Annotated in this window: 21 protein-coding genes; 9 read left to right on the forward strand and 12 right to left on the reverse strand. The window is 37.9% G+C overall.

Annotated features, from left to right (window positions below; translation table 11 throughout):
- Positions 1 to 86: 86 nt before the first annotated feature.
- The 9 genes from AC27KT_RS06295 (at position 87) to AC27KT_RS06335 (ending at position 9,292) form a co-directional block, all read left to right on the forward strand.
- The gene (locus tag AC27KT_RS06295; protein ID WP_487128365.1) at positions 87 to 1,007 is read left to right on the forward strand and encodes an O-antigen ligase family protein; all 921 of its coding nucleotides are present in this window, start codon (positions 87 to 89) and stop codon (positions 1,005 to 1,007) included.
- Positions 1,008 to 1,027: 20 nt separating this feature from the next.
- Positions 1,028 to 1,963, forward strand: coding sequence for a glycosyltransferase family 2 protein (locus AC27KT_RS06300; RefSeq protein ID WP_487128367.1), 936 nt, complete (start codon positions 1,028 to 1,030; stop codon positions 1,961 to 1,963).
- Positions 1,960 to 2,910 (forward strand): sulfotransferase family protein, encoded by a 951-nt coding sequence (locus tag AC27KT_RS06305; RefSeq protein ID WP_487128369.1) that lies wholly within the window; start codon positions 1,960 to 1,962, stop codon positions 2,908 to 2,910. The genes AC27KT_RS06300 and AC27KT_RS06305 overlap by 4 nt, the downstream gene beginning before the upstream one ends.
- Positions 2,911 to 2,914: 4 nt before the next feature.
- Positions 2,915 to 3,838 carry a glycosyltransferase family 2 protein gene (locus AC27KT_RS06310; RefSeq protein WP_487128371.1) on the forward strand — a complete coding sequence of 308 codons (924 nt, stop codon included), beginning with the start codon at positions 2,915 to 2,917 and terminating at the stop codon, positions 3,836 to 3,838.
- Positions 3,835 to 4,848, forward strand: a complete 1,014-nt coding sequence (locus tag AC27KT_RS06315; protein ID WP_487128373.1) for an endonuclease/exonuclease/phosphatase family protein — start codon at positions 3,835 to 3,837, stop codon at positions 4,846 to 4,848. Before AC27KT_RS06310 ends, AC27KT_RS06315 begins: the two co-directional genes overlap by 4 nt.
- Positions 4,845 to 5,903: a hypothetical protein gene (locus tag AC27KT_RS06320; RefSeq protein WP_487128375.1), complete on the forward strand. Its 1,059-nt coding sequence runs from the start codon at positions 4,845 to 4,847 to the stop codon at positions 5,901 to 5,903. Before AC27KT_RS06315 ends, AC27KT_RS06320 begins: the two co-directional genes overlap by 4 nt.
- Before the next feature lie 81 nt (positions 5,904 to 5,984).
- Entirely contained in the window at positions 5,985 to 7,109 is a 1,125-nt protein-coding gene (locus AC27KT_RS06325; protein WP_487128377.1) for an acyltransferase family protein, read from the forward strand.
- 83 nt (positions 7,110 to 7,192) lie between these two features.
- Positions 7,193 to 8,047 (forward strand): hypothetical protein, encoded by an 855-nt coding sequence (locus AC27KT_RS06330; RefSeq protein ID WP_487128379.1) that lies wholly within the window; start codon positions 7,193 to 7,195, stop codon positions 8,045 to 8,047.
- A gap of 75 nt (positions 8,048 to 8,122) precedes the next feature.
- Complete coding sequence (locus AC27KT_RS06335; protein WP_487128381.1) at positions 8,123 to 9,292, forward strand: polysaccharide pyruvyl transferase family protein; 1,170 nt, start codon at positions 8,123 to 8,125, stop codon at positions 9,290 to 9,292.
- 26 nt (positions 9,293 to 9,318) lie between these two features.
- Here the strand turns inward: AC27KT_RS06335 and AC27KT_RS06340 are convergent, their stop codons facing one another.
- From AC27KT_RS06340 to AC27KT_RS06395, 12 genes are all read right to left on the reverse strand, one after another.
- The gene (locus AC27KT_RS06340; RefSeq protein WP_487128383.1) at positions 9,319 to 10,809 is read right to left on the reverse strand and encodes an oligosaccharide flippase family protein; all 1,491 of its coding nucleotides are present in this window, start codon (positions 10,807 to 10,809) and stop codon (positions 9,319 to 9,321) included.
- A 35-nt stretch (positions 10,810 to 10,844) separates the two neighbouring features.
- Entirely contained in the window at positions 10,845 to 11,804 is a 960-nt protein-coding gene (locus tag AC27KT_RS06345; protein WP_487128385.1) for a hypothetical protein, read from the reverse strand.
- Positions 11,797 to 12,930, reverse strand: a complete 1,134-nt coding sequence (locus AC27KT_RS06350) for a glycosyltransferase (protein ID WP_487128387.1) — start codon at positions 12,928 to 12,930, stop codon at positions 11,797 to 11,799. The genes AC27KT_RS06345 and AC27KT_RS06350 overlap by 8 nt, the downstream gene beginning before the upstream one ends.
- The gene (locus AC27KT_RS06355) at positions 12,927 to 13,973 is read right to left on the reverse strand and encodes a glycosyltransferase (RefSeq protein ID WP_487128389.1); all 1,047 of its coding nucleotides are present in this window, start codon (positions 13,971 to 13,973) and stop codon (positions 12,927 to 12,929) included. Before AC27KT_RS06355 ends, AC27KT_RS06350 begins: the two co-directional genes overlap by 4 nt.
- Positions 13,973 to 14,950, reverse strand: a complete 978-nt coding sequence (locus AC27KT_RS06360; RefSeq protein ID WP_487128391.1) for a polysaccharide deacetylase family protein — start codon at positions 14,948 to 14,950, stop codon at positions 13,973 to 13,975. The genes AC27KT_RS06355 and AC27KT_RS06360 overlap by 1 nt, the downstream gene beginning before the upstream one ends.
- Before the next feature lie 8 nt (positions 14,951 to 14,958).
- Entirely contained in the window at positions 14,959 to 16,119 is a 1,161-nt protein-coding gene (locus AC27KT_RS06365; RefSeq protein ID WP_487128393.1) for a hypothetical protein, read from the reverse strand.
- On the reverse strand, positions 16,116 to 17,297 hold the full coding sequence (locus AC27KT_RS06370; RefSeq protein WP_487128395.1) for a glycosyltransferase family 2 protein: 1,182 nt from the start codon (positions 17,295 to 17,297) through the stop codon (positions 16,116 to 16,118). Before AC27KT_RS06370 ends, AC27KT_RS06365 begins: the two co-directional genes overlap by 4 nt.
- A gap of 5 nt (positions 17,298 to 17,302) precedes the next feature.
- Positions 17,303 to 17,815: a serine O-acetyltransferase gene (locus tag AC27KT_RS06375; protein ID WP_342325379.1), complete on the reverse strand. Its 513-nt coding sequence runs from the start codon at positions 17,813 to 17,815 to the stop codon at positions 17,303 to 17,305.
- A gap of 121 nt (positions 17,816 to 17,936) precedes the next feature.
- Positions 17,937 to 20,660, reverse strand: coding sequence for a tetratricopeptide repeat protein (locus tag AC27KT_RS06380; RefSeq protein WP_487128398.1), 2,724 nt, complete (start codon positions 20,658 to 20,660; stop codon positions 17,937 to 17,939).
- Positions 20,661 to 20,792: 132 nt separating this feature from the next.
- The gene (locus tag AC27KT_RS06385) at positions 20,793 to 21,692 is read right to left on the reverse strand and encodes a hypothetical protein (RefSeq protein WP_487128400.1); all 900 of its coding nucleotides are present in this window, start codon (positions 21,690 to 21,692) and stop codon (positions 20,793 to 20,795) included.
- A 141-nt stretch (positions 21,693 to 21,833) separates the two neighbouring features.
- Positions 21,834 to 22,691 carry a ThiF family adenylyltransferase gene (locus tag AC27KT_RS06390; RefSeq protein WP_487128402.1) on the reverse strand — a complete coding sequence of 286 codons (858 nt, stop codon included), beginning with the start codon at positions 22,689 to 22,691 and terminating at the stop codon, positions 21,834 to 21,836.
- Positions 22,692 to 22,694: 3 nt separating this feature from the next.
- Complete coding sequence (locus AC27KT_RS06395; RefSeq protein WP_487128404.1) at positions 22,695 to 23,540, reverse strand: PEP-CTERM/exosortase system-associated acyltransferase; 846 nt, start codon at positions 23,538 to 23,540, stop codon at positions 22,695 to 22,697.
- Positions 23,541 to 23,713: the final 173 nt, after the last annotated feature.

Raw genomic sequence — 23,713 nt, forward strand, 5'->3', positions numbered from 1 at the left:
TACCTTTTATTTTATATTTCAGTTTGTTAACTACCGTAAGACGACAAAATATTATCTTTTTTATTTCGTTATCGGCCGCGCTCATAATGGTGCATCACGCTTATAGTCAAATTCAAAGCCCTGTAGGACAGGGGTGGGCTGAGACTGTGGTGTATCGTTCCGACGGGGGCGCGAAGTCTATTCAAGCTAGGTTCGTCGGTAATTTTAATGACCCAAATGATATGGGGATGTTCCTAGTAATGAATATTCCTGTGGCAGTCTATTTTCTGCTGTCCAGTAAAAGCTTGTTTACTAAGTTGTTCGCTCTAGCGACCGTATTTTTTCTTTGCCTTGGTATCTATTGGACCGGAAGTAGAGGCTCTTTGCTAGGTGCGCTCAGCGTTTTTTTCTGCTTGTTTTACATTAAGTTCGGTAAAGTCAAAGCTATTATCTTGGCTTCGGTTAGTATTCCTGCGGTTTTTCTTGCTATGGGGGCTTTCAGAAAGATAAGTAAAGATGATGAAAGTGCTAGTCAGCGTCTAACTGCTTGGTATGAAGGAATCCAAATGCTTAAACATAGACCATTGTTTGGTTTTGGAAAAGAACGCTTCTTGGAATACCACTCTAAAGTTGCTCACAACACCTATGTGACAGTTATGTCGGAATTAGGCATTATTGGTTACACATTGTGGGCTATGTTTATGTTAATAGCGCTTCAAATGCTATTAAGCGTAATGAAATTGCAAGATGCCAAAGAGGGGCACGAGGAGTTGCTTAAGAAAGAAAAGCATCTAAGCCAATATTTGCTTGTAGCTTTAATTGGTTATGCTGTAACGGCATTTTTCATAAGCAGAAGCTATATTATGGTGGTATATATTTTTGTCGCGATGGTCGCTGCCATGTTCTTTCGAGTGAGTAAGTTTACTACGCTGTCTTTAACTTCTAAAGACCTTAAACGTATATTGTTGCTTTCGCTTTCAAGCCTCGGTTTTCTTTACGTCCTTATAAGAATTTTGCTTACTATTTAAGTTTTAAGAGATTAAACAAATTGAATGAATTAAAAGCCAGTGTCATCGTGGCGATGTTTAATGGCGAAGCAACCATTGAAAAAACATTGAATAGCTTATTGGCACAAAACTACAACAAATTTGAAATCATCGTGGTTGACGACGGTTCTACGGATTTATCAAGTAAAATAGTTAAAAAATATCTAAAAGAAGACAGAGTAAAATATGTCTATAAACAGAATGGTGGCGTCGCAGCGGCAAGGAATACTGGAATCGAGAATGCTGATGGCGACATCATTGGTTTTTGCGATCAAGATGACCTTTGGAAACCTGAAAAGCTCACGGAGCAAATGAAAGTCTTTAATGATAATGCTCAGATTGGCGTTGTTTATAGTTGGATAGAAGTCGACAGAGAAGGAAAATTTAGTGAAAGTCATCCGTGTTTTGAAGGCGATTGCTTTAAAGCCTTATTAATGCAGAACTTTATCTCTTGTTGTACAGGCATGGCAAGACGCGACTTGCTTTTAGCGATAGGAGGCTTTGATGAGAGTAGAGAGTTACACGGCGTAGATGACCGGCACGTTTGGCTTCGACTAGCAAAAGTAACGAACTTTGCAGTAGTTAAACAAGTTTTGGCTACTTATGTGATACATGGCGCGAACTATTCTCTCAATGAAGAGAAGATGCTAAAAGCTGACAAAGTATGTATTGAAAAAATATTGCAAGATGAAACATTGAGCGCGGTAGAAAAAAGCTGGTGCTCTGAAGCTATGTTTAAAGTTTATCTTCATTACGCAAACAATTTTTTTTATATTAATGAAATCAGAAATTGTGCACGGTGTCTATTAGATGCCTGGGGCATAAAAAAATATCGCCTAGACCTACTTATTGCTTCCTTAATGTTAAGTGTTACACCTTTTTCGTTCATTAAAGGGTTAAAGAGAGTTAAGCAGTTACTAAAGGGAGTTGCTAAATGAGTCAAAAGACGGTTGTTGTCATCGGCATGCACCGAAGTGGGACTTCGGCGATATCAGGTCTTTTATCAGAACTTGGTGTTTTTATGGGAAGCTCACTATTTGCGCCTCAAGAAGGGGTAAATGAAAAAGGCTTTTTTGAAAATTCACTTTTGGTAAACATGAATGACAGGCTTCTAGATGAAAGCTTGTTTTCCTGGGACCACCCTCTCGCCTTAACGCTAGCAAAAGACCAACAATCTCATTTGTCAGCCTACCAAGATGAAGCGAAACTTATAATAGAGAAAGATTATCGCGGAAAAGCACTTTGGGGTATGAAAGACCCTCGAACTTCGTTACTTTTGCCATTTTGGCGCAAAACATTCAAAGGCTTAAATGTCTCTGCCAACTTCATACTAATGCTCCGACACCCTATGGAAGTATTTGGTTCATTGAAAAAACGAGATGGTTTCTCTTTACAAAAAGCAATGCACCTTTGGCTGAATTATACACTATCTAGTTACTTCGGTTCGCTAGATGAGCCTTTAGTGATTCTTAAATATGAAGATTTGTTAAACAACCCGGAAACTTGTGCAAAGAAAATCTTTGAAACTTTTTCGTTAGGCGAATTAGATAGTGCAGCTTCGCAAGGTTTCATAGATAAAAAACTTCAAAACCAGCACTCGCTCAACGTGCCAAACGATAAACTGGTTAATTTGGCTATGACCGTTTATCTGGAATTAGGTAAATCGGTTGTTGATCATAACACTGTGGTCAAAGCCTCAGAAGAGTACCAAGCTCATTTGCATTCTTTGTCCAGTGTACTAGTCGAGCATTTAAATGCGGTGAAAAAAGAAGAGGTCTATTTTAAACGCCACTTTCTAAATGCTTATGAATCTATCTGGTGGAAAATAAGCTGGCCTCTGAAAAAAATTGAGTCTTTATTTAGCTCAGGCAAGTATCGAGGTTAAAAAAGTGGAGAAATTATTAATATCTGTAATAACATGCAGAAGACCCGTATGGTTAGCGAGGCTTCTTGATGGACTTCAAAAGCAAACGATAGACGAAAATATAGATGTATCAATCTTAGTAGTCGATAACGCCGCAGATACTGAAACTGAAAATGTGGTGAAACGCTACAGCGATAGTCCTATAAATGTTGTCTACGAAGTTGAAAATAAACCTGGTATTGTGTTTGCTAGAAATAAGTGTATCGAGTTTGCAATAGGTGAAAGTTCAGATTACCTAATCTTTATCGATGACGATGAATGGCCTCAACAAAATTCGTGGGCTCAATCACTGCTTAACGCGTGTAAAGAAGCAAATGCAGATATCGTTACGAGTCATGTTATTTCTGTTGATGAAAAGCTGAATCAAAATTGGGCAACAAAGGTTTTATACCCCCCTCCAAACTACATTAACGGCGAACACCTAAAGGTTTTTTATACTAATAATGTTTTGTTAACCAAGCGTGTTTTTCAAAAACTTCACCCTTGTTTTGATATCCGGTTTGCCATGACAGGAGCGAGCGATTATCACTTTTCTCTTCGAGCTAGAAAAGCTGGTTTTGTCACGGTTTACACGGACGCTCCTGTTATTGAAGAACTACCAGCATCACGAACAAACGTTAAATGGTTTTGCAAAAGAGGATTCCGCTCCGGGATTGGTTATACAAGATCGCATTTATTTGAAGAGAAAATAACCTTAGTAATTCTCAAATGCTTTATTCTGGCTATCATTAGGTTGCTAAGAGGCGGAGTTATGATTTTAAAATCTATATTTACAATGAATAAAGGTATCTACGTAGACGGGCTTTTCCGAATGAGCTCCGCTGTAGGCACAATTGTAGGGTTGTTCGGCGTGAAGCATAATGAATATAAACGGATTCATGGTCAGTGAAGCCAGCTATTTATAGTAAGTTAAAAGATATGGCTCTTTCCGCGTTTAAAGTCGCCAGTCTACTAATATTTATAATAGGTGTAATTTTGTGTTCGATGCTGGCCTTCCAGCTTCCAGTGTTAGACCAACTCTATTTTATCGACTTTATCCCAGACTATGTAATCTTGTTTCTTTTTCTTCCAGCCATAATTGTTATTAATAAAAAAAGACTTTATTTATTTCTTACTGGTTGTGTTTTTTTTGTAATGTCATCTTCGTTTCAGGTCAATATTGCCAACAATTTATCAGAAGAAGACGGTATTATTAATCATAGATTCAAAGTGGCATCGTTTAACGTAGCCCAAAGAGTTAATGCTGAAAAACTCTATCAATTTTTTGAGCAAAAAAATTTAGATGTATTGTTTGTGCAAGAAGGGAGTTACGACATGTTCAAAGACTCTTCTCGATATAACTTGTACGGAGAATGTGTGAAGCGACTATGCGTCTTATCTAAATATGCTCTTACTCAGTTAGAAAGTTTAAATAGGCGAGCGTTAGGAGGCTGGGGGCAATATGTTTCTCTCCACAAAATAAACGTGGGAGGAAACGGTGTTTTGCTGGCAAACGTGCATTTTGCATCGATTTCTAATTTTGGCTATCGCTTCAATACATTTGCAGGATTTCTATCAAAAGTTGCGCTTTTCAAAGATACAAAGGCGATAGAGTTCGGCTTAGTTAAAGCGCTGATAGAAAAATGGAGCGATGATGATGCTACTGTTATTGCGGGGGATTTTAATTTGACCGATAGAAATCAGCAGTTTACGCAGTACTGGGGGGGCTTTAGAAACGCGTTTAATGAAAGTGGCTTTGGCTATGGTACTACGAGAAAGAGTTGGTTTCTCTCGCCGCGGATAGATCATATTCTTGCTAGTAAGCGGCTTTCCCCTATCAGCACATCGGTTTGGTATGACATGGGAAGTGACCATTATCCTGTTGTTTCAACTCTACAATTCATAGGACAAACTGAGTGAAAAATGCAAAGTGCATTGTTTATGCTGATAGCAACTCTAACCATCTTCAGCAAGTTTATACAGGCTTGACTATGCTACATCGCCAAGGTGTACTTGACGTTGACATGAGGGTAAGTAAAGAAGCAAGAAAAACGAAAACGCCCTTTAGCGTACAAGGCAATATATTGCACCTTGAGTTAGAGAGGAAAAAACTCTGCTTTGACACTTCTGACAGTGCTTTAATAGATTCAGAGGCATTAGAACGGTGTGATTTTTTATTTAAACGTAGTTTTAACCCAAATAGTGACCAAGTTAACTATAGTAAAAATGTGCTTCCATACGGCCTAAACTATTTAGTTTATGCGGACGGTTTTGACCGTTTCGCATTTAAACGATGTGCACTTTTTTATCACACGAAAGACTGGAAAAAAGAACTCATCAAGCAGGCCGATTTCTTAGGTAAGCTCCATTATAAAGTATCTACATCAGCATTGTACTCTCGCCCAGTTCTAAGAGAAAACCCTAAAATATTATTTTTAGCTAGGTTATGGGACACCAATACAGATAGCTTTTTTACTGTTACCGAAGAGCAAAGGTTGCAACGAGAACAAATAAATAAACAAAGAGTTGAGTGCATAGCATTGTTGCAGGAAACATTTAAGGATAAATTTACTGGAGGGCTTATAGCCACCGACTTTGCTTTAAAAATGAAACCAAAATTTGTACTAAAAAATACTGAATTAACAAGTAAAAAGAATTATATCAATACTGTTAAATCACACGACATTTGTATAGCTTCAACGGGGCTTCATGGCTCTATCGGGTGGAAGTTCGGTGAATATATTGCAATGTCCAAAGCAATCGTTAGTGAACAAAATGAAAACACGGTTAGAGGTTTAAAGCCTAACATTCACTTTCAAGAATTCGGCTCGGCTACAGAGTGTGTCGAACGTGTCAAAGGGCTTGTTGAACGCCATGATGATAGATTTGAAATGATGAAGCAAAACCACCTTTTTTACGAATCCCATTTGCGCCCGGACAAGCTATTGATGCGATGTTTTAGACAGGTTTTATAAAACGTCAAAAGCTGTTTTAGCAGTAATCTAAACCATTGGGCTTCATCATAATTAAGGCAAGATAACTAGGAAACAAATTTAGTGAGCAATATACCAAGAACCAACCACTTTATATGGATAAGATATCTTGCTGCGTTTTCAATTGTTTTTTCGCATTCAAAGCAATTTGATACAGCCCCTCAAACTTATATAGATGTCGTTTCAAAACTAACTTGGTTAGTTCCAGGTGTGCCCATTTTGTTCTTTATAAGCGGCTTCCTAATTTCGCTTAGCTCATCCAACAGTTCTACGCTAAGTGAGTTTTTCGTAAAGAGAGTTTTAAGAGTTTACCCTCCGTTATGGGCCGCATTTGGTGTCAGCATTGTTCTTATTTTCAGCTTAGGTATGGTGGATTTGACGGGGGATGAGTGGCTCAAATTTTTCGCGTGGTGTATAGGGCAGGTTACTGTAGTGTTTTTTTATCACCCAGAGTTCCTGAGTCATGTCGGAACTGGAGTTTTGAATGGGAGCCTCTGGGTAATTCCCGTTATTCTTCAGTTTTATTTAGGGGTCCCCTTATTAAGAAAGCTAGATGCATATTGGGTGAAGAAAGGCAAAAGCCACTTCGTATACTACTTATTAATTTCTTGTGCGTTGTTTAATATGGCATTTCACTACATGAACAACTTTAGCCCCAATGTACTAACAAAGATTATTCATTTTCTAACACTTCTACCGTGGCTATTCTTTTTTCTTTTGGGTTACATATTTAGTCGCGATTACGATAAGTTGAAAACGCTCACAAAATATGCGAGCCCTTGGCTATTTCTCCACCTATCTCTCTTTTTCATCTTAGGCGCAGTAGGTTTGAAATGGGGAAGAAATGATATTAATCCGATCCTGTTTACTGTTTTAGCTTTTTTTATAATCAGTATTGCCTTTAAAGCCCCTTCCAATTTTGTTTGGTTCACGCGATTAGAAAAAGCAATTGCAAAAAACGACATATCCTTTGGCTTATTTGTTTATCAGATGGTTATCTTAAACACTATGATGTTTTTGGGTACCTTTAGCGACAACTGGACTGCTAGGTTAATTACCTTTCTAATAGCTACAGTTGCTATATCAACGATGAGTTTACTGTTTCTTGAAAAGCCCATTCGTAATAGAAGAGACTGGTTCATTCAAGTTTTCTCGAGAAAAAATTGTAAAGTCACAAGCGAGTTATAGGCCCGCTAAACTGATTGCTGGCCTCTAGGTTACATATTGATTAAACGCGAAAAATTTCGCCTTTGTTAAGGCAAGAGTAAAGAATGACTATAAAGATTGGTGTATGCTTTTTTGGTATCACTAGAAGTGTGTCGCATACCATTGGTAATATCGAGAAAAATATTTACCAACCTTTGGAGAAGCTAGGCGCTGAAGTCAAAAAATTTGCGCATTTTTTCGAGCTTGAACAAATAGAAAATGCTCGAAGTGGTGAAACAGGTAAAATAGACCTCAACGAAGCAGACTTACTTAGATTAGATGATGTTTTTTTTGAAAAGCCTGAAAGGTTTTTGTCTGAATCATCCTTTGAGTTAGTAAAAGGCTACGGCGACTTTTGGCAAGATAACAATAAATCGATTCGTAACCTCTACCACCAATTACATTCTATGAAAACGGTTACTCAGAGGTGTCTGGAATGGGACCCCGATATTGTGCTTTTCTTAAGGCCAGACTTGAGCTATCACGACAATTTTTCGACAGTGCTGTGTAGTGCGTTAAAGAAAGTAGGCAGTGAACACCTGTTTCTGCCTAATTGGCAGCACTTTGATGGGTTCAATGACCGGTTTGCAATTGCTGTAGGCCGAGAGGCAATAAAAAGCTATGGGCTTAGGTATAATAACATTTTAAACTTTTGCAGGAAATATGACGCTCCTCTTCATAGTGAGAGGCTACTAAAATTTTCATCAGAAGATATCCGCGTTTCCTTTATTCCCTTACGAGCATCAAGAGTAAGGGTTAATGGCGTTGTCGTTGAAGAGTTGTTTTTACACTATAAAACTATGAACTTTGCCGAATGGCTTGACGGTGCAATATCTTTATCCAGTTCACTAAAGAAGCGTTTGGTTTGGGGAGTTCAAAAACTGCGGTTCGGCAATCCATATAAAAATCTCAAAAAATAAGTAATTTAGGAAATGTATTTGTCTGAGCGTTAGTTTTTTGCTTTCGCTAATTTACGTAAATTAATAGGAAGTTTAATGAAAAAAATAGTTCTTTATGGGGCCTTTGATAGATACAACTATGGCGATAACTTGATGCCAATAATCTTGAAAAAGTTTATTGAAACTTATCGCCCTGAATTATTGAAAGATTATGAACTTGAATTTTCTGCAATAACTCACTCCGATCTGTCGCACTATTGCTGTCTGAAAACTCGCCCCATCAATGAAGTGCTAAAAGAACTAGAAAGTGAAACTGCAGTTATAGTCGTAGGTGGCGAAGTAGTCGGAGCGAAGCGCGAGATTCTTTTTTTGCATAGCTTCAAAAATCAAATCATATATAAATTTTTTAGGTCATTAAAGTGGAGATTACCTTCTCTATATTTGTACTGCTCTCGTTTCCTATTTAGTAATGTAAGTGAACTACCATACGTTATTATCGATCACGATGTTAGGTTGTTTTTCAATACCGTAGGTGGGAGAGTTACAAGCACCGATTATGCTCTAAAGCAAAAAAGTCTAGTTAGCCTCAAGAGTGCAGAACATCTCTCTGTCAGAGATAGGAGAACAGAATCTGGGATGGAAAATTTTGCAGACCCGATCTTGGTCCCTGATTCAGTGCATGCTATAACAAAGCTTATTAATGATAAGTTCTTAAAAGAACATATTTCGAATAAAGTTTTGCCTCTGGTAGGTCGGGAATACGTTGTTTTTCAAGCTTCTCCGATAAAGTTATCTACTCCAATTCATAAGCTGGTAAGTGCAATCAAAGAGTTACATAAAGTCTCTGGAGAAAGAATTGTTCTGCTGCCAATTGGGTATGCAACAGGGCATGACGATGGTGAATTGATGGCAGAATTAAATAGTCGTTTACCAGAAGAAACCTTAATCCTTAGTGATCTAAATCTATGGGAAATAATGTTTGTAATCAAAAATGCAAATGCTTTTTATGGTACTAGTCTTCACGGTATTATTACTGCTTTCGCTTTTGGTAAACCACATTTTTGCATAAATAAGAATATTGATAAGGTTAATGCCTACATTAAAGACTGGTCTATTTTTCCCTACAATCGTTCGATAGAACCAGAAGCTATGGCCTCTACATTAAGGTCAGAAAAAACATTCGAAGCTCTTGAACGACGAGCGGAGGAGCTTGCCGATTTAGTCATAAAAAATAGCAATACAATGTTCGACAAGCTACAAGGTTGAGTAAGAACAGTTTTATTCGCGCAAAGTTACCCTTTGATTTTTCTCTTTATTGTCACAAAAACTAAATTTAAAAGTTCTTTCGGCAAATACAGGTATGCAAGCAGAGGAATAATAACTGCGTTAAAAATAATAGCTGATAAAAACAGTGAGCCCCATGTGCTCGGTGTTATTAGTTGCTCTTTACCTAGTAACCAGGTGGCGGCGAATATAAACACTGACGCCGCGAAACATATATCGAGTTTTAATAAAGAAATTTCATTGTACCTTTTAAAAACAATGCGATGGAGAAAAAATTGAACCAAATATGATACTGAAGTGAAGGCAAAGGCCACGCCAATTACTCCATGAGTTCGTCCAAGCGTGATTGTTGATAAAATTGTTGCTATTGAGCCTACTAGCGAAACATACATAAGGTTCTTGTGGTTGGCTTGTGCTAAAAGAATGTTTCTAAATATCATGGCATATGGCCGAACAAGTAAAGCCGTCGCCATGATCGATATGAGCAAAGAAGCGTCATCAAACGAGTTACCCAACCAGATGTTTATGAAAGGGCCGCTGAAAACAACTAAATTTACAGCTAGGATCAAGCAAGACAAAAAACACATTCTTGCAATTTTTTCTATTTGATTTTTGAGTTCGCCTCCGCGAGCTACTAATTTTGTAAAATATGCGGAAAATGCGTGAAAAATAGAATTGTTCAATGTGTCGGCATGATTTATCAGGTTTTGTGCTACTCCAAAGATTGCAACTGCGTTTACACTCATGATATTACTAATCAAAATCGGCGCTGAACGTTGATTTACCATCCTAGCAAAAGCCATGATTATGATATATTTTGAGAAGTTGAACAGTTCAAGAAATCCACTGTATGAAATGTACTGCCTTCTTAAATGCCAATATGGATAAATTTTCTTGGCAACAGTAATCTTTAATACGTTTACTAAAATATCTGTAAATACAGCACATAGAGCCATCGCAACAATACCGAAGTGCCGACCAGCAAAGTAAATTAAGCTTGATTTAATAATGACATTTAACGATGTGAGTGCTGCATCAATATCAACTCTTAAATGAGCTGCATAGATGGCGTGGATGGGGTTCATGGAGAAATCAACAACTATCTTAACAGCAAAGATAGCTGCTACCTTTATTAATAGCTGATCCATATCAGCTTCTAGACCTAGTAAATGTGGGAATTGGAATACTAATAGTGCAGCGCAAGCTGATAATACTCCAAGTGATAAAAATAAAAATAGGGATGTAGTGAGATATAGATTAGCGGTATCTCTATCTCCTTTCTCTAAATATAAGGTAACAAACCGTTGAACAGCAGCAGGAAAGCCTAGTTCAATTATATTAAAGAAAGCTAACACAGAGAGGATTAGAAGCCATAAGCCATACCCTTCGCTACCAATACTTTCAATAATACTGGGGGTAAGAATTAGCATAGCTAAAACAGTAATCACTTTTTCAATAAGTGAGAATAGTCCTGAGGACAGTAGTCGTTTTTTACTCAAAATTTATACCTGATCGTGTAGTCCACTTTGCGAACTTAGCCATGCCTATTTTTAAATACTTGACGTAATCTAGCTGCATTCTCTTTTGTCATTTTGAGTTCATCAGGTAGTCTTTTTTTACCTAATAGTGTTTTTTTAACGGTAAAACGAGATTCTATTACTTTAGGTCTGCTATAGCGCCCATCCCAACAGTCGATTAACGCACCAATATCTAAAGCAATACCGCCTTGTTGCTGTATTTCAGCACAATACCCCTTTCCTATAAGGCCTGCTGCTACTAAGTATGGCATTCCGTGATACTCTACGTTTATACTGTTTTTGATTCTTTCGAAATGTTCTGGATAGTGTGGAACAAAGTGTCCCACCTGTCTGGCTGACTTATCTGGGGTGATGTGTTCAGTGACTTTTATTTCAAGGCATTCTCTAAGTTTTTGTGGTATGTCGGTCCTCGCAGTTATTACGCCAATATGGCCGGCACGTTCTAACAGATTAGTCATAGCCCCTGATAGAAAGTAATCAAAAGAAATCCACTGCGTACAAAACTGCTGCGTCTGAAACGTCCTATGCTTTAGCGTTTTGTAAAGTTTTGCGATTCTAACTGCATCGGCAAAACAAATATTTCTTTCTGTCTCTCTTAATCTAAATGATTTTTTGAAGGTGTCTAAAAATAATTCGGTGTTGCTACTGCTGATAAGTGCGTCATTAAATGAAACACCTAAAACATCATCTCTTACTCCGATAATATCTGCGGTGTCTATTAGGTTTGATAGGTTTCTTTTTAAGTCATAGAGCTGGTTTAGAGAAGCTTGTTTGCCAACGTGCTCAGCAAGGTACAAAGTATCGTGAATGGTACACTCTTCGTTAAAATCTAAAAGAGCTCCCTCACCATCTCCGAGCCTAATAAAGCTGAACGAAGACTTGTCTTCAAAAGCTTTATTGATAGCTGATTCAAACTGTTTAATAGTTAGTTGTTTAATATCTTTATAACTAGTCATTTTTTTCTAATAAGCCGCGTATCTGGTCCGCCGTATTGCTCCAAGTGAATTGTGAGATAGAAGACCGTATAAATTCGGGATTCCAATGACGCTGTGTCAATTTATATATGGCTTCAACAATTCCCTGGCTATTTAAATCGTCAATGAATACGCCATTACTACAGTCGGTTACTACTTCCGGTATACCCCCAACTTTTGTAACTATGACAGGAGTTCCAGTTGCTAATGATTCCATCACAACATTTGGCACACCTTCCCTGTAACTAGGAAGTATTAACGCATCAGCGTTGTGTAAATAGGGCAATAGTTGATCGTGTGCTACCGAGCCAAGAATATTTATATTCTCATTTAGTTTGTTGACTTTCACTTCATTGCGTATTTTTTGTATTAGCTCTCCATCACCGATGATGTCTAAAACAATCGAAGTCACGTTTGTTTTCATTAGCGCCATAGCACCAATTAACTCTTCAATACCTTTAGTCTTAATCAACGAGCCAATAAAGAGTAACCGTATTTGTTGTTCTCGAAAAATGGGGCGTGGGCGCAAAGAAAAAGTATTAAAATCCACACCGTTATAGACAACGCTTGTGTTTGTTTTTGGAGCGTGATTAGCTATCGCTTTAACTAAAGCAATGCTTTTTCCGGTCACTACATCCGCGTTGTTAAAAGCCCATCTCATTTGAGCTCTGTGAAAAGGTTTTTCCATAAGAGCGTTAACATCACTGCCTAATGTTTCTATGATTAATTTTCCCTTGCTAATTTTTTTAAAAAAAGCAGCAGTAACACCTTCCGCGTAAGACCAACTCGCTATCACTCTATTTGCTCTTATTAGCCAGAGAAGAGGCTTTAACGATACGATTATTGAAATGATCATCATGAGAGGGTGTAGCGAAGTTAGTACTTTGGGAACATATAGAAAAGGAAAAATACAGGTGTTATCAGGTACACGGTGCTTTTCTAAAACAACTTTTTTTAGCCAGACGAACCAGGGCACTGGAATTAATTTCTTTATTTCATAATGTTCACTTAAGTACTTAGTTTCTTCTCCATTGTATGTAGCTCGTGTTGGCTGCCAAGGCAGAGGATGCAAGTTGGTGAAAAAAAGTAAAGATGGCTTTCCAGTCATGAGTAGAATTTCTGATATATAGATGAAACTGATTTAATAGAAAATTGTTTAGAAATAAATCGGTGTGCACTTTTTCCCATTTCTTCTAAAAGTTTACGATCTTCGTGTAATCTAAAAAGACATTTTTTCCATGTCGCCATGTCGTTAATTTCGTAAATATACCCATTCTCACCATGTGAAATGACAGAGCTAATATTGCCGACATTGGTTGAGACTGCCGGTATGCCCCTAGCCATAGCTTCTACCAATGACATAGGAAGACCTTCAGTAGTCGAATTAATTAGCAATACATCTTCATTTTCATAGATAAAGTTTTCATCTAACTGGTTCCCATGAAAAGTAATGTACTTTGATAACTTTAAACGTTCCACTTTATCTTCTAATTTGGCTCTTTCTGGGCCATCACCGTATATATCCAGAAGAAACATTTCAAACAGCTTATGTCTATTAAAGGCATCAATAATTTGAGAAACGTTCTTGAGCGGAATGAGGCGGCAAACCATGCATAACCTCAGTTTATTCTTGTTTCCAATGTCAACGAATGAACGGGGAACTACAACACCATTTTCTACCACAGAAACACACTGTTCCGGCCAGCCATACCTTTCCTTAATTCCGCGTTTGATAGGCTCTGAAACAGCAAAGATAGTATTTATATATACAGAACTTAATTTATGTGAAAATTTCAAATACTTAAGAGGAGGTTCAACTTCACCATGAATTGTATATATCACATTTTTTAGCATTAAAAGCAGAAACAGCGGAGTAAAGGCTCTAATTACGGCAGGAGAGTGGATGTGTATTGTCGAGTATTTCAATAGAACAGAAATTGTTCTAAGCGATCTAACGAATACATTTCCATTTATATTAAAAACCTCTATTCCAGCCTTCTCGATATCACTTTGAAATGCATCACTTGGTTTACCGAAGGAGAGTATCCCGACACTTAATTGCTGTGACTTTTGTTCAAGTGACAGGTTTCTAACGCATTTTTCTGCCCCCCCAACCTGAAGGCTACTTACGCAATGTAAAACTTTCATCATTAAAACCTTTTTGCATACCCGAATAATTTCTTTAAATCTTCATTCGATATGCCAGGCGCAATAGGGAACCTATGTAAATCGTATGGCGATGCTAAAGGCAGACGATTTATGCCAGGTTGGAAATTGAACGCTAATTCATACCCATTATTTTTGAGTCCTATTATCACTTTTTCGTTATAGGTTGAGCGATTTCCAACAGGGTATGAAAAAGCGGTTATATTTGTTTTAAGCTTCGATTCTAGTAGAGCTTTAGAATGGCTTAATTCGTAAAACAACTCATCTTCAGATAATTTTGTCAGTATATCGTGATTGTGAGAGTGAGCACCAATCTCCATTCCTTCTTCTAATAAATATCGAAGGTGGTCCCAATTCATAAATTCAGCTTCTGGATAGCTATGCTCGAACCCCAACTGTTTCTCTAATTGATATATTTGATCTTGAGCAGAAGTCTTACAACATTTTATTTGAGTAAGTACATCACGTATGAATATTTTTTCATTATTAGTATTTAAAACGGGTTTCTTCCAATTCGACAACTTAACTTGTGTTGGACGATAAGTTTTAAGTAGGTAAGCAACTTTGTCCCACCACGGAACAGTGTTACTCCCTATCAACGCTGTCGCAATAAAAAAGCTAGCAGATATTTTATGTTTTTTGAGAACAGGTAGTGCATTGGTGAAATTATCAATATAGCCATCGTCGAAAGTAACACACATTAGGCGCTCTTCGATAGGTTGATTTAAAATGAGTAAATTATTTAGTTCAGCTATACTGATAATTCTAAAGTTTTTCTTGAAAAAGGTTATATGGTCATCGAGTTCTTTAGTTGTACAGGAAAACACGCAAGGATCGAAAGATGTATCGTCACTATTTCCTATTCGATGAAAATTAACGCTGTATAGACCTGCAGGGCGATTGTTCCAAAAGTAATGGTCAAGCCCTAACCAGCTACCTATTTTCCTTTTTATACGCGACATCAGCGGTCTCAAAGCCGTTTAAACGAAGGAGCGCTGAGGATATAGTCTCTATACGAGTTTGGGTTTCCTTCTTCACCTGCTTCAGCTGCTTTTACTATGTTGTACATTTCTCTTGCAGAGACATAATGAAGACAATACTTTTCGCCATCGTTGTACTTTTCGTCAAGATGACGGTGCATCGTTTCAATGGGGGTACCAAGCAAAGTATCCATATCTCCATCTTGAGCGCCGTGAGTATGGACTTTCACAAATACCCACTCAGGCTTTCCTCCTACGTGAATGCCTTGCTCAATCCATAAATCAACTCTGTTTGGAGTAGGGGGGAAAGACTTTCGTATATCTGAGTTTTCGATTTGAGGAAAAATTCCTTTCTTTCGCACTTTCCAATTTAAACCCAAAATCCCTTGGATAAGCAGTAGGTCACCCCAAGCCTTTCCACCTTTAACAATAGGTCGTCCGGTTTCATAAGACTTCGGCTTGTCTGGATCGTCTTTCGCATAGTAAATGGTATTTAACATAGCGGGTTGCGATTCATCGGGGGATGGAAACGTGAAATCGGCGTAACACCCTGTTTCTCGAAGTACAATAAGTTCATCGTTTACACCGCACCACTTTCCTTCAGGGTGAGAGTTATCTAACACCCAGTTTCCATGGATAAAAGCGTAAACGGGTCTGCCTGTCTCCGGGTCCACACTCAATGCATTATGTTCTTCGTGAAGGCATTGGGCAAAGCCTGAGAGGGTTTTTCTTAAGTTATCGCTAGTATCGTCTTCGTGATGTAGGTGTATTTCTATCTCGCCAAAACCTTTTGCACATAAATCGGAAATCTTATCTAGGTGCTCTTTTCTGTATTCTTCTTCTGGATAAAAGAAACTGTGTTTTGGGTGGCAGCCGTCCGCATCTTTGAATTTGCTCGCCATAGATGGATAATCTACCATCCAGCGATCGACACGCTTCCTTTCTAATTCAATATTATCTTTATTCAGCCATTGAGGTTCATAGTGGTCTACAAAGCAAAACATGACATGTTTCGTCTCGCTAGTAACTGGCTTGCTTTTTAACTTGTTTTTGACGTAATTCCATAGCCAACTTTGCATTTTTTTCTTCTTAACAATAATTAAGAAAGCTAAGATGAATAAGAGGGTAGCTAGCGCAATAACAGCGGTCATCGAGAGGTCCTTTGCCAAGTGGCCGATAAATTTGTAGTCAAAAACTTTAAGTAACCACGAAATAACGAAACGTTCATAGATACAAAAAATGTTATCAGTGCGATGATACCGCCTAGATAAGGAACGTTAGCAAATATCTTCAAGCGACCTAGACACCACATTCCATAAAACCCTAAATGAAAGAACAGTATATAACCGTAGAGCGCATTATCGCTAAATACTAAAATAAAATTACATAAAAGAGTAGCTATCATCAAATGCGGTACAAACCACCTAATAACTTTATGGCTTATATAGGTAAAACATCGCCATTTATATTTTGGATTGAGAAGCCACACAAGCCTAGAAAGAGACTGATAGTTGCCAGCTCCAATTCTAACCCGCCTATTTGACTCTTCTTGTAGAGACGGAGCTATCTCCTCGAAAGCTTGAGAATCTTTACAATAGTTAATTTTTAAGCCAAGTTTCGCAACGTTCATTACTATAAGAAAATCATCAATAATAGTGTTAGTAGGCAAAGGCTCATAACAATTAGTTCTGATAGCGTAAATACCACCATTTGCACCCAGTAAACCGTCTAGTCTCGACTCATGATATTTCAAAAATTGCTCGTACTTCCAATAGAGACTGTCTTTATTGTCTCCAGAGTAATTGTCTATTAGGTGTAATTCACCACATACAGCGCCCACTTTGTCATTACTGAAGGGTTGAGTTAAATGTACGAGTGCATTTAAGTCAAACATTGTGTTGGCATCAGAAAAAACAGTTATTTCTGTTTTTACACGACTTAGCATATCGTTTAGTACGTTTATTTTTCCACGGTTTTCTTTGAAACAAAAAGTTGACAAGCGCGGATCGTCTAGGCGTTGAATTATTTCATTTGTTTTATCAGTGCTTCCATCTGATGCTATCAAAATATGAAATTTATCAGCTGGATAATTCAAAGATAAAAGGTTTGTAATCCGGCGCTCAATGTAGTCTTCCTCGTTAAATGCAGAAATTACCACTGAAACGCAAGGAAAATAGCTATTACTTTTTTCAGACTGCTCTAAGTCGCTGGTTGCAATATCTCCTTTATCAAATAGGCGACTCAAGATATAAAGGATTATTGGGTAAAAAAGGTAGCTGTAGAGTATTAATGATACTGAGCTCCAAAACAAAAATTCTATATATTCCATTGTGTCTACTTTACTCTTGCAGGTATTCCTACAGCCGTTTTGTTTGCCGGTATACTGTGGACTACTACCGCGTTAGCGCCTATTTTGACAGAATCTTCTATTCGGATACCTCCGAATGCCTTAGCTCCAGCACCAAAAAAAATATTATTACCAAGAGAAGGCGAACTGCCTTTTTCATCGCCGATTACAACACCACTTTCTAGAGTAATATTTGCACCACCCTTAACCTTTGAGTTAATAACCAAGCCAATAGGGTGCATGATAACAAAACCTGGACCAAATTCAGCTTTAACACCAATCATACAGCCGTTATAAACTCTGTTCAGGTGTTGTAGAAGTAGAGCAATTGGAGCTAAGGGCTTGGATTTAGAACAGCGAAAAGCTAATCTATACAGGATGTTAGCGCTAGTTCCATCAGTTATGCAAGCTCTTAGTAATGATATTTTAGAGCCATCTTCTAGAAAGATCTGCTGTTTCCTTTTTAGATCAGACTTAATTAGGCGGATGGTGTTATACATTTAAACGTATTACTCTTGTAGAAATGCTACTAGTATTACTTCAAGTAATTTACTTAAGCTGGTTGTAGATACTGCTCCCCAGTCTATAGGGGAGCACAAATATTACGTAGTATAAACTAGTCTACAAGCTAGTTGATAAAAGATCCTTCATACGTCTATAGTCATTTTGCTGCTTTCGAGTATTTGGAGTAAGTAATTTAAGTGTCTTCTCTGCAGAAACTACTTCGCCAATGTCGTAAAGAATCTTGATATATATTAGGCCTATTTCAAAGCTTTCACGATTCTCTGAATACAGCGATTCAGCAAGTTTAAGGGCTTCTTCATTTTCAGCATTGGCAACTAAGCTTTTTAAATAGGTATCAAGAACTGATATTTCACTAGGCGCGTCTTTGTATGCTCTTTTTGCGAGCACTAGTGCTCTTGCGTTCTCTCCCATTTTTAACAAAAGCCAAGCTTGATTGTTGAGTGAGCCAACGGTTGCCAGTTGATTATCATCAAGGTATTCATAATGTCGCAATGCTTCAGTCGGAGAGTGGTTAAATAAAAGCTCAGCTAAGCGCATTCTAACAGCACTGTCTTTAGGGTAAAGCTCCAGATGTTGCAGCGCGAAATTCTCTGCTAACTTTCTCTGATTACTTGCGAAATAACTTTGCATCAAATACAGCGCGATCTCTGTAGAATTATTTAGTTTGTAGGCGTCTAGGAAGTACACGCTAGCTTGTTTATAGTCTTTATTAAGGGCAAGTGTTTGACCTTTGAGCTTTTTCCACAAAGGTTTTTTCTTAGTTGAATAAGAACAAGAGTTTAAAGTGCTGATAGCGTCTGCTAATCGTTCTAATTTTAATAAATACCTTGTTTTCAATAGACTGAAGTTGTCCGACTCTTCTTTAGGAAGCGCAGTTTTTGTTTCTTCTATAGAGATCAATGCAAATTGCGGGTCGTTATTTAGGTCTGCTAATGTGAGTGCTCTAATAAGGTACTCTTTTGATACTCCCAGACTAGATTTCCACTCAAATAAAGCATTTTTAGCCTTGTCGTATTGTTTTAAAGATAAATGTAGAACGGTTTTTAATTCGTATACAGCTCTACTTTCCAGCTCTTTATTACTTGATTCCTTCTGCCACCGTTCAATAGTTGCTATTGCGTCTTCAAACATATCTGCTGAAGCCTGAGCAAACGCTAAGTCTAAAGTTGGTGCTAAGTGCTCATGCCCTTGATTGTCGTTGTAGACAGATGCGAGAAATTCAACATTTCCTACTAATTCTTTTTTACTATTTGAACTATTGATAAGTAATTCTACAGCCCAAGACGAATAAAACTCGTTAGTTATAATCCTTTTCAAAAGACTATGAGAAGCTAGTTTATCTCCCTGTTTTAACAACATAACGGCTCGATATGAATTGATAAGGGGATGGTCTGGTGATATCGCTTCAACTTTACTAATAGTTTCGTTGACTTCTTTTTCATTTCCTAACTTTGTTAACGTCGCTACTTTGAGTAACAACAACTCCACACTGTTAGGAGCATCGAGCAGCCATTCATCTAAATACTTGAGTGCAGTTTCTTCGTCGTCACCTGATAACAGTGTTGTAATCAGTATTGCTTTTTGCTGAACATCCTTCGACGCTTGTGCAAAGGAAGATTCTAGAGATAGGGTATCGACTTGCCCTCTAGATTTGAGGAAACTGTCTAATGCGAATTTGACATCGCCATCAATAAATTCATTACCTTTCATTGAGTTCAGCAATTCATTTGCCTGCTTTTTCTTACCGTCTTCGTCAAGTTTAGATGCTAGACTGAGTAGCAAGGGGAAAGTGGTATCATTTACTTCAAGCTCCTTCGAAGAATTGTACGCCTCAATCGGTTCTGCAACCATAAGTTTAGTTGCAGTGACATATTGATATATTAGATGCGAACGTGGAATTCGATCCTCTATTTTTTTGAAGTGATTGTACGCCTTTTCAAAATTACCTAACTGATAGTTTACTAATGCTGCTGTTAATCTAGCTTCAAAAGATTCGATACCTCTAGACAATGCGATATTTATTTCTTGTTCTGCTAGCGAGTAATTACCTTCTTTGAAGTTTCCATTGGCTTTTATAAGCATTGCAATTGGATTATCTTTATCAGCTTTGAGCATTATATTGGCAAAATACTCTGCTTCTTCCAGCGATTGAGACTTATAGTGTGAAATTGCTGCTAAGACTATAACTCTTGTATCATTCGGCCTCACCTTGTGTAAGCCATCAAGAACGGCAGACGCTAATTTGAATTCATTAATAGAAAAGTAAAATTTAGAAGCAATATATCGCTGAACAAAAGTAGTTTGCTCCAACGGTAGTGCATTTAGAAAGGAACTTAACTCTTTAGTTTTACCCTTCCTTAGAAGGGGATACATAGCCTTATATAACTCAACTTGAAGGTTTGAAGAAGACTCGTAACCTGCTAAAACTAATAAATCCTTCGCTAAATCCGCTTCTTCAGATGTTGGTTCAAGTGTCTTTGCAAAATCTTGAAGAGAGGCAAAGTTCTCAGAAAGAAAAAAAATCTCGAGGACCGTTCTGTTTTCATTACTAGGCTGCTCTAATTTAACAAATTCTAAATATCTATTTATTTCTTTTTCAGCGAAGTCATATTTACCTTGATATAAATAGGCTTTTGCCAAGAGGTATCTGTGCTTAGCGCTTTCAGGTGATGATGCAATAGCACTTCGGAGTTGAACAATAGATGTTGATAATTCGGAGTAAGTAGACTCTGAGGATAGAGAATCGAAAGAGGCTTTTTCGCTGTTCGGCGAACAAGCAAAAAGACTGAAAAAAGTGATGGTTAAAACGATGTTTCTCATATTCGACCCTGAATATTAATCTGAATAACTTGAGTGTAAAGGCTATCCTTAGCAATAACCACTTTTCATTAAATGGTAAGCAAAAAAGCGACCAATCGGTCGCTTTTTATTTTAACATTTTACGGTTTGTTACTAAGACTTTCTGAATCTACGGAAACCGCCTAAACCAAGTAGACCCAGCCCCATAACAGCGATAGTAGCTGGTGCAGACACTTGAATTTCAAGGTTAGCACTAGGAAGCGTGGTTGTTCTGCTTAGGAAGACTTCGTTGTCGAAATCGTCCAGATTTATACCTAGCGAAGTAAGAACCTGGTTGTTAAAAACGCTCGGAGAGTAGCCGTTATCTGTTGGCGCCTGCTCAGCATTGGTAATTTCCGCTGTAATCTCAGCGCCGTATTGGCTTGGATCATTATTCGCTACGATTTCAGCAAGATCTGAGTCCCCATTAAATGATGGGTCCATAAAGAATAGGTTAGAAAGTACCGATTCAATCTCGGCGAATAACGTTAGGTTGATACCGCCTCCGTCATTGAATGTGCTACCGCTTAGTGAAAGCGAAAGAGCTGGAACAGAATCATTAGGTGTAGACACGTCATCATCGAAATACATATTGAAGTAACCGCCTACGAAGTTAGCTACCAAGGTGTCACCGTCGTCAAACTGACCATTCGCGACTCCGTTGTCGATTACACCCGCGTAACCCCATAGTTCATAATCGAAGGTGAGATTCCATGCGTCTGTGAAGAACTCGCTAGAACCTGTGTCAGGGTTTAAGAAGCCTACTTCACCTTGTGCACTGTCAAAAACCAAAGTTCCGTTTTGAATACCATCACCTTCAAGGTCAAGATATGCAGAAGTAGGAGTTATGTTGTTAAAAGTGAACATGTCGAAAGTGTATGTAAAGCCGTCGGCATCACCAAATGGAACACCACTATCATTGTCTCCAGGGTTCATAAATAACGGAGATGCCCCCGCCGTTGCTGTGCATCCTGCAAAAACTACAGCAGTAAAAATTTTTGTAAGCTTGTTCATGTCGCCTCCGTATGAACTATTACATTTGTGAGTACTCCCAGTGAGTAGCTTAAAATGTGCCAACTATTTAAGTTACTGAAAATCTAAGTTTTTTATAATTTTAAAGGGGCGGAATTTTTGTTTATGTAAAGAAAGTCGACACTATTTTGATAGCACTAACTTCCTTGCAACTCTTAACTTCAGCTTCTGTATAAAACTTTTGTTACCTTTTCGTATGTGAGTTACTTTAAATTTGTTTCGATATGCATCAAAGTGAATTCCCTTTGGTGCAGTAAGAACATCCCCTCTTTTAAGTAGCAATTTAAGTGCATTTGTAGCGGCGACACCGGCGCAAAGCTTGACCGCCATCGGAGTAGAAGGTCCGCGTTTCTCCTTGAAATTAGCTGATTCTGGAACGACTAAATATTCTTTCTGTAGCATCTTAGGAGATAGCCCGACTAAAAACTTTAAGCACTTACTTTCTTCATCATCTTCTTTCTGAATATCAAAATAATCTGTGAAAGTCATACTGGAATCTGTAAAGCAAAGTACAGAAGTTCCCATTCCTAACGGCGCTGCTGTAATCGCGGGTATACCGTGTAGATGACAATGTTTGAATACTTGCTCTCTAACATCTATAACAAAAAAATCCAAACTATCTATGTATATGTCCACATCAGCGAGGAATTCAGAAATGTTTGTTGAATTTATTCCTTCAGGAAAAACTTTTATTGAACAGTTAGGGTTTATATCTTTCAGTACTGCCTCTAAGACAGAGATTTTTGGCATTTCCAAAGTGGAAAGAAAAGCACCAGCTTGGCGATTTAGGTTATGGACTTCAAAAATATCAAAATCTGAAATAGAAAATTTCTCGATTCCAAGTCTTGCTAGAGTAACTGCGTGTTCAAAGCCTACTCCTCCAGCGCCTGCGATAGCAACACGCTTGGCTCTAATGCTCTGCTGTTCGTCTTCAGTCAACCATCCAATATTTCTGGAAAAAGCTTTAGTATAGTCAAACATAACTTACACTAATCCTTTTGGGTACTTACTAACCGTTTCTTGGATATCATTTAACATCACTCTAAAACTAGGTCTGAGGTTATGGAATAGCAATGTAGGGTTGATATAATATGGCGCTCTTTTACCGTGATAATTTACAACAGGACCAATTTGTTCAAATTGAATTCCGATGAACCGCATGCTGCGAGCTAGCCTAGGTTCCATCATAACGTAGGTATGCTTTATATCATTATGAATTACTAGAGCTGCCGCAGAAAAGTACAAACCTATAGCTATAAATGGAAAACAGCGTAGCTCGTTTTCCGAGTATGTGTGCTCATTGATTACACCAATGGCGGCTCCAGAGAACTTATCCATCTGACGTTTTCGAAATTCGAGTGGAACTGCGAGACGGGATATTTCACAAATATCTTGTCTTGCAAAATTACGAGGATTTAGCGTTTCATGAGTAATGGAATCTAAACAAAACTTCTCTATTGGAAGAAGTTGCTCTTCTGATTGAGGCCTCACTAGCCGAACTGTGCCCGCATAGTGGCCTGACCTCCTGTGCTTTATCAGACAAGGGCTGGAAAACGTATCGAATTCATCTTTTTCGAGTTTGTCGCTTCGAAGCGGTTCGAATCCAAGTTCTTCACAATATACCTTGTGTCGTATTGTATAACTTTGATCACGAGTCGACTGAGATTGTGCAACAACCGGCTCTAGAAAATCTGAGAAGTGTTTAGAGATAAATTTAGCTTCTTGAAGTTTCTCTAATCCGCCAAGTGCTTTTCCTAGTTTACTGTGCCGGCCGACGATAGACTTCACGCGCGCTATTATTGTTTTATTAGCCACTAAACTTCGATCCACAAAAATCATCCTTCGAGAGAGTTTAGCAAATATTTTTCATAAATTACTTAATCCTTTTATACTATTTTTCTTGGTAAATGATAATTTCTATTTGCTTAGCATTCGTATTTTGACTTGTAACTTCGAAAATACGCAGTGATTTATGTGAGATAGGCATGAAAATATTTGTTTTT

The organism is Alteromonas sp. 5NW40-0090 (assembly GCF_057552975.1).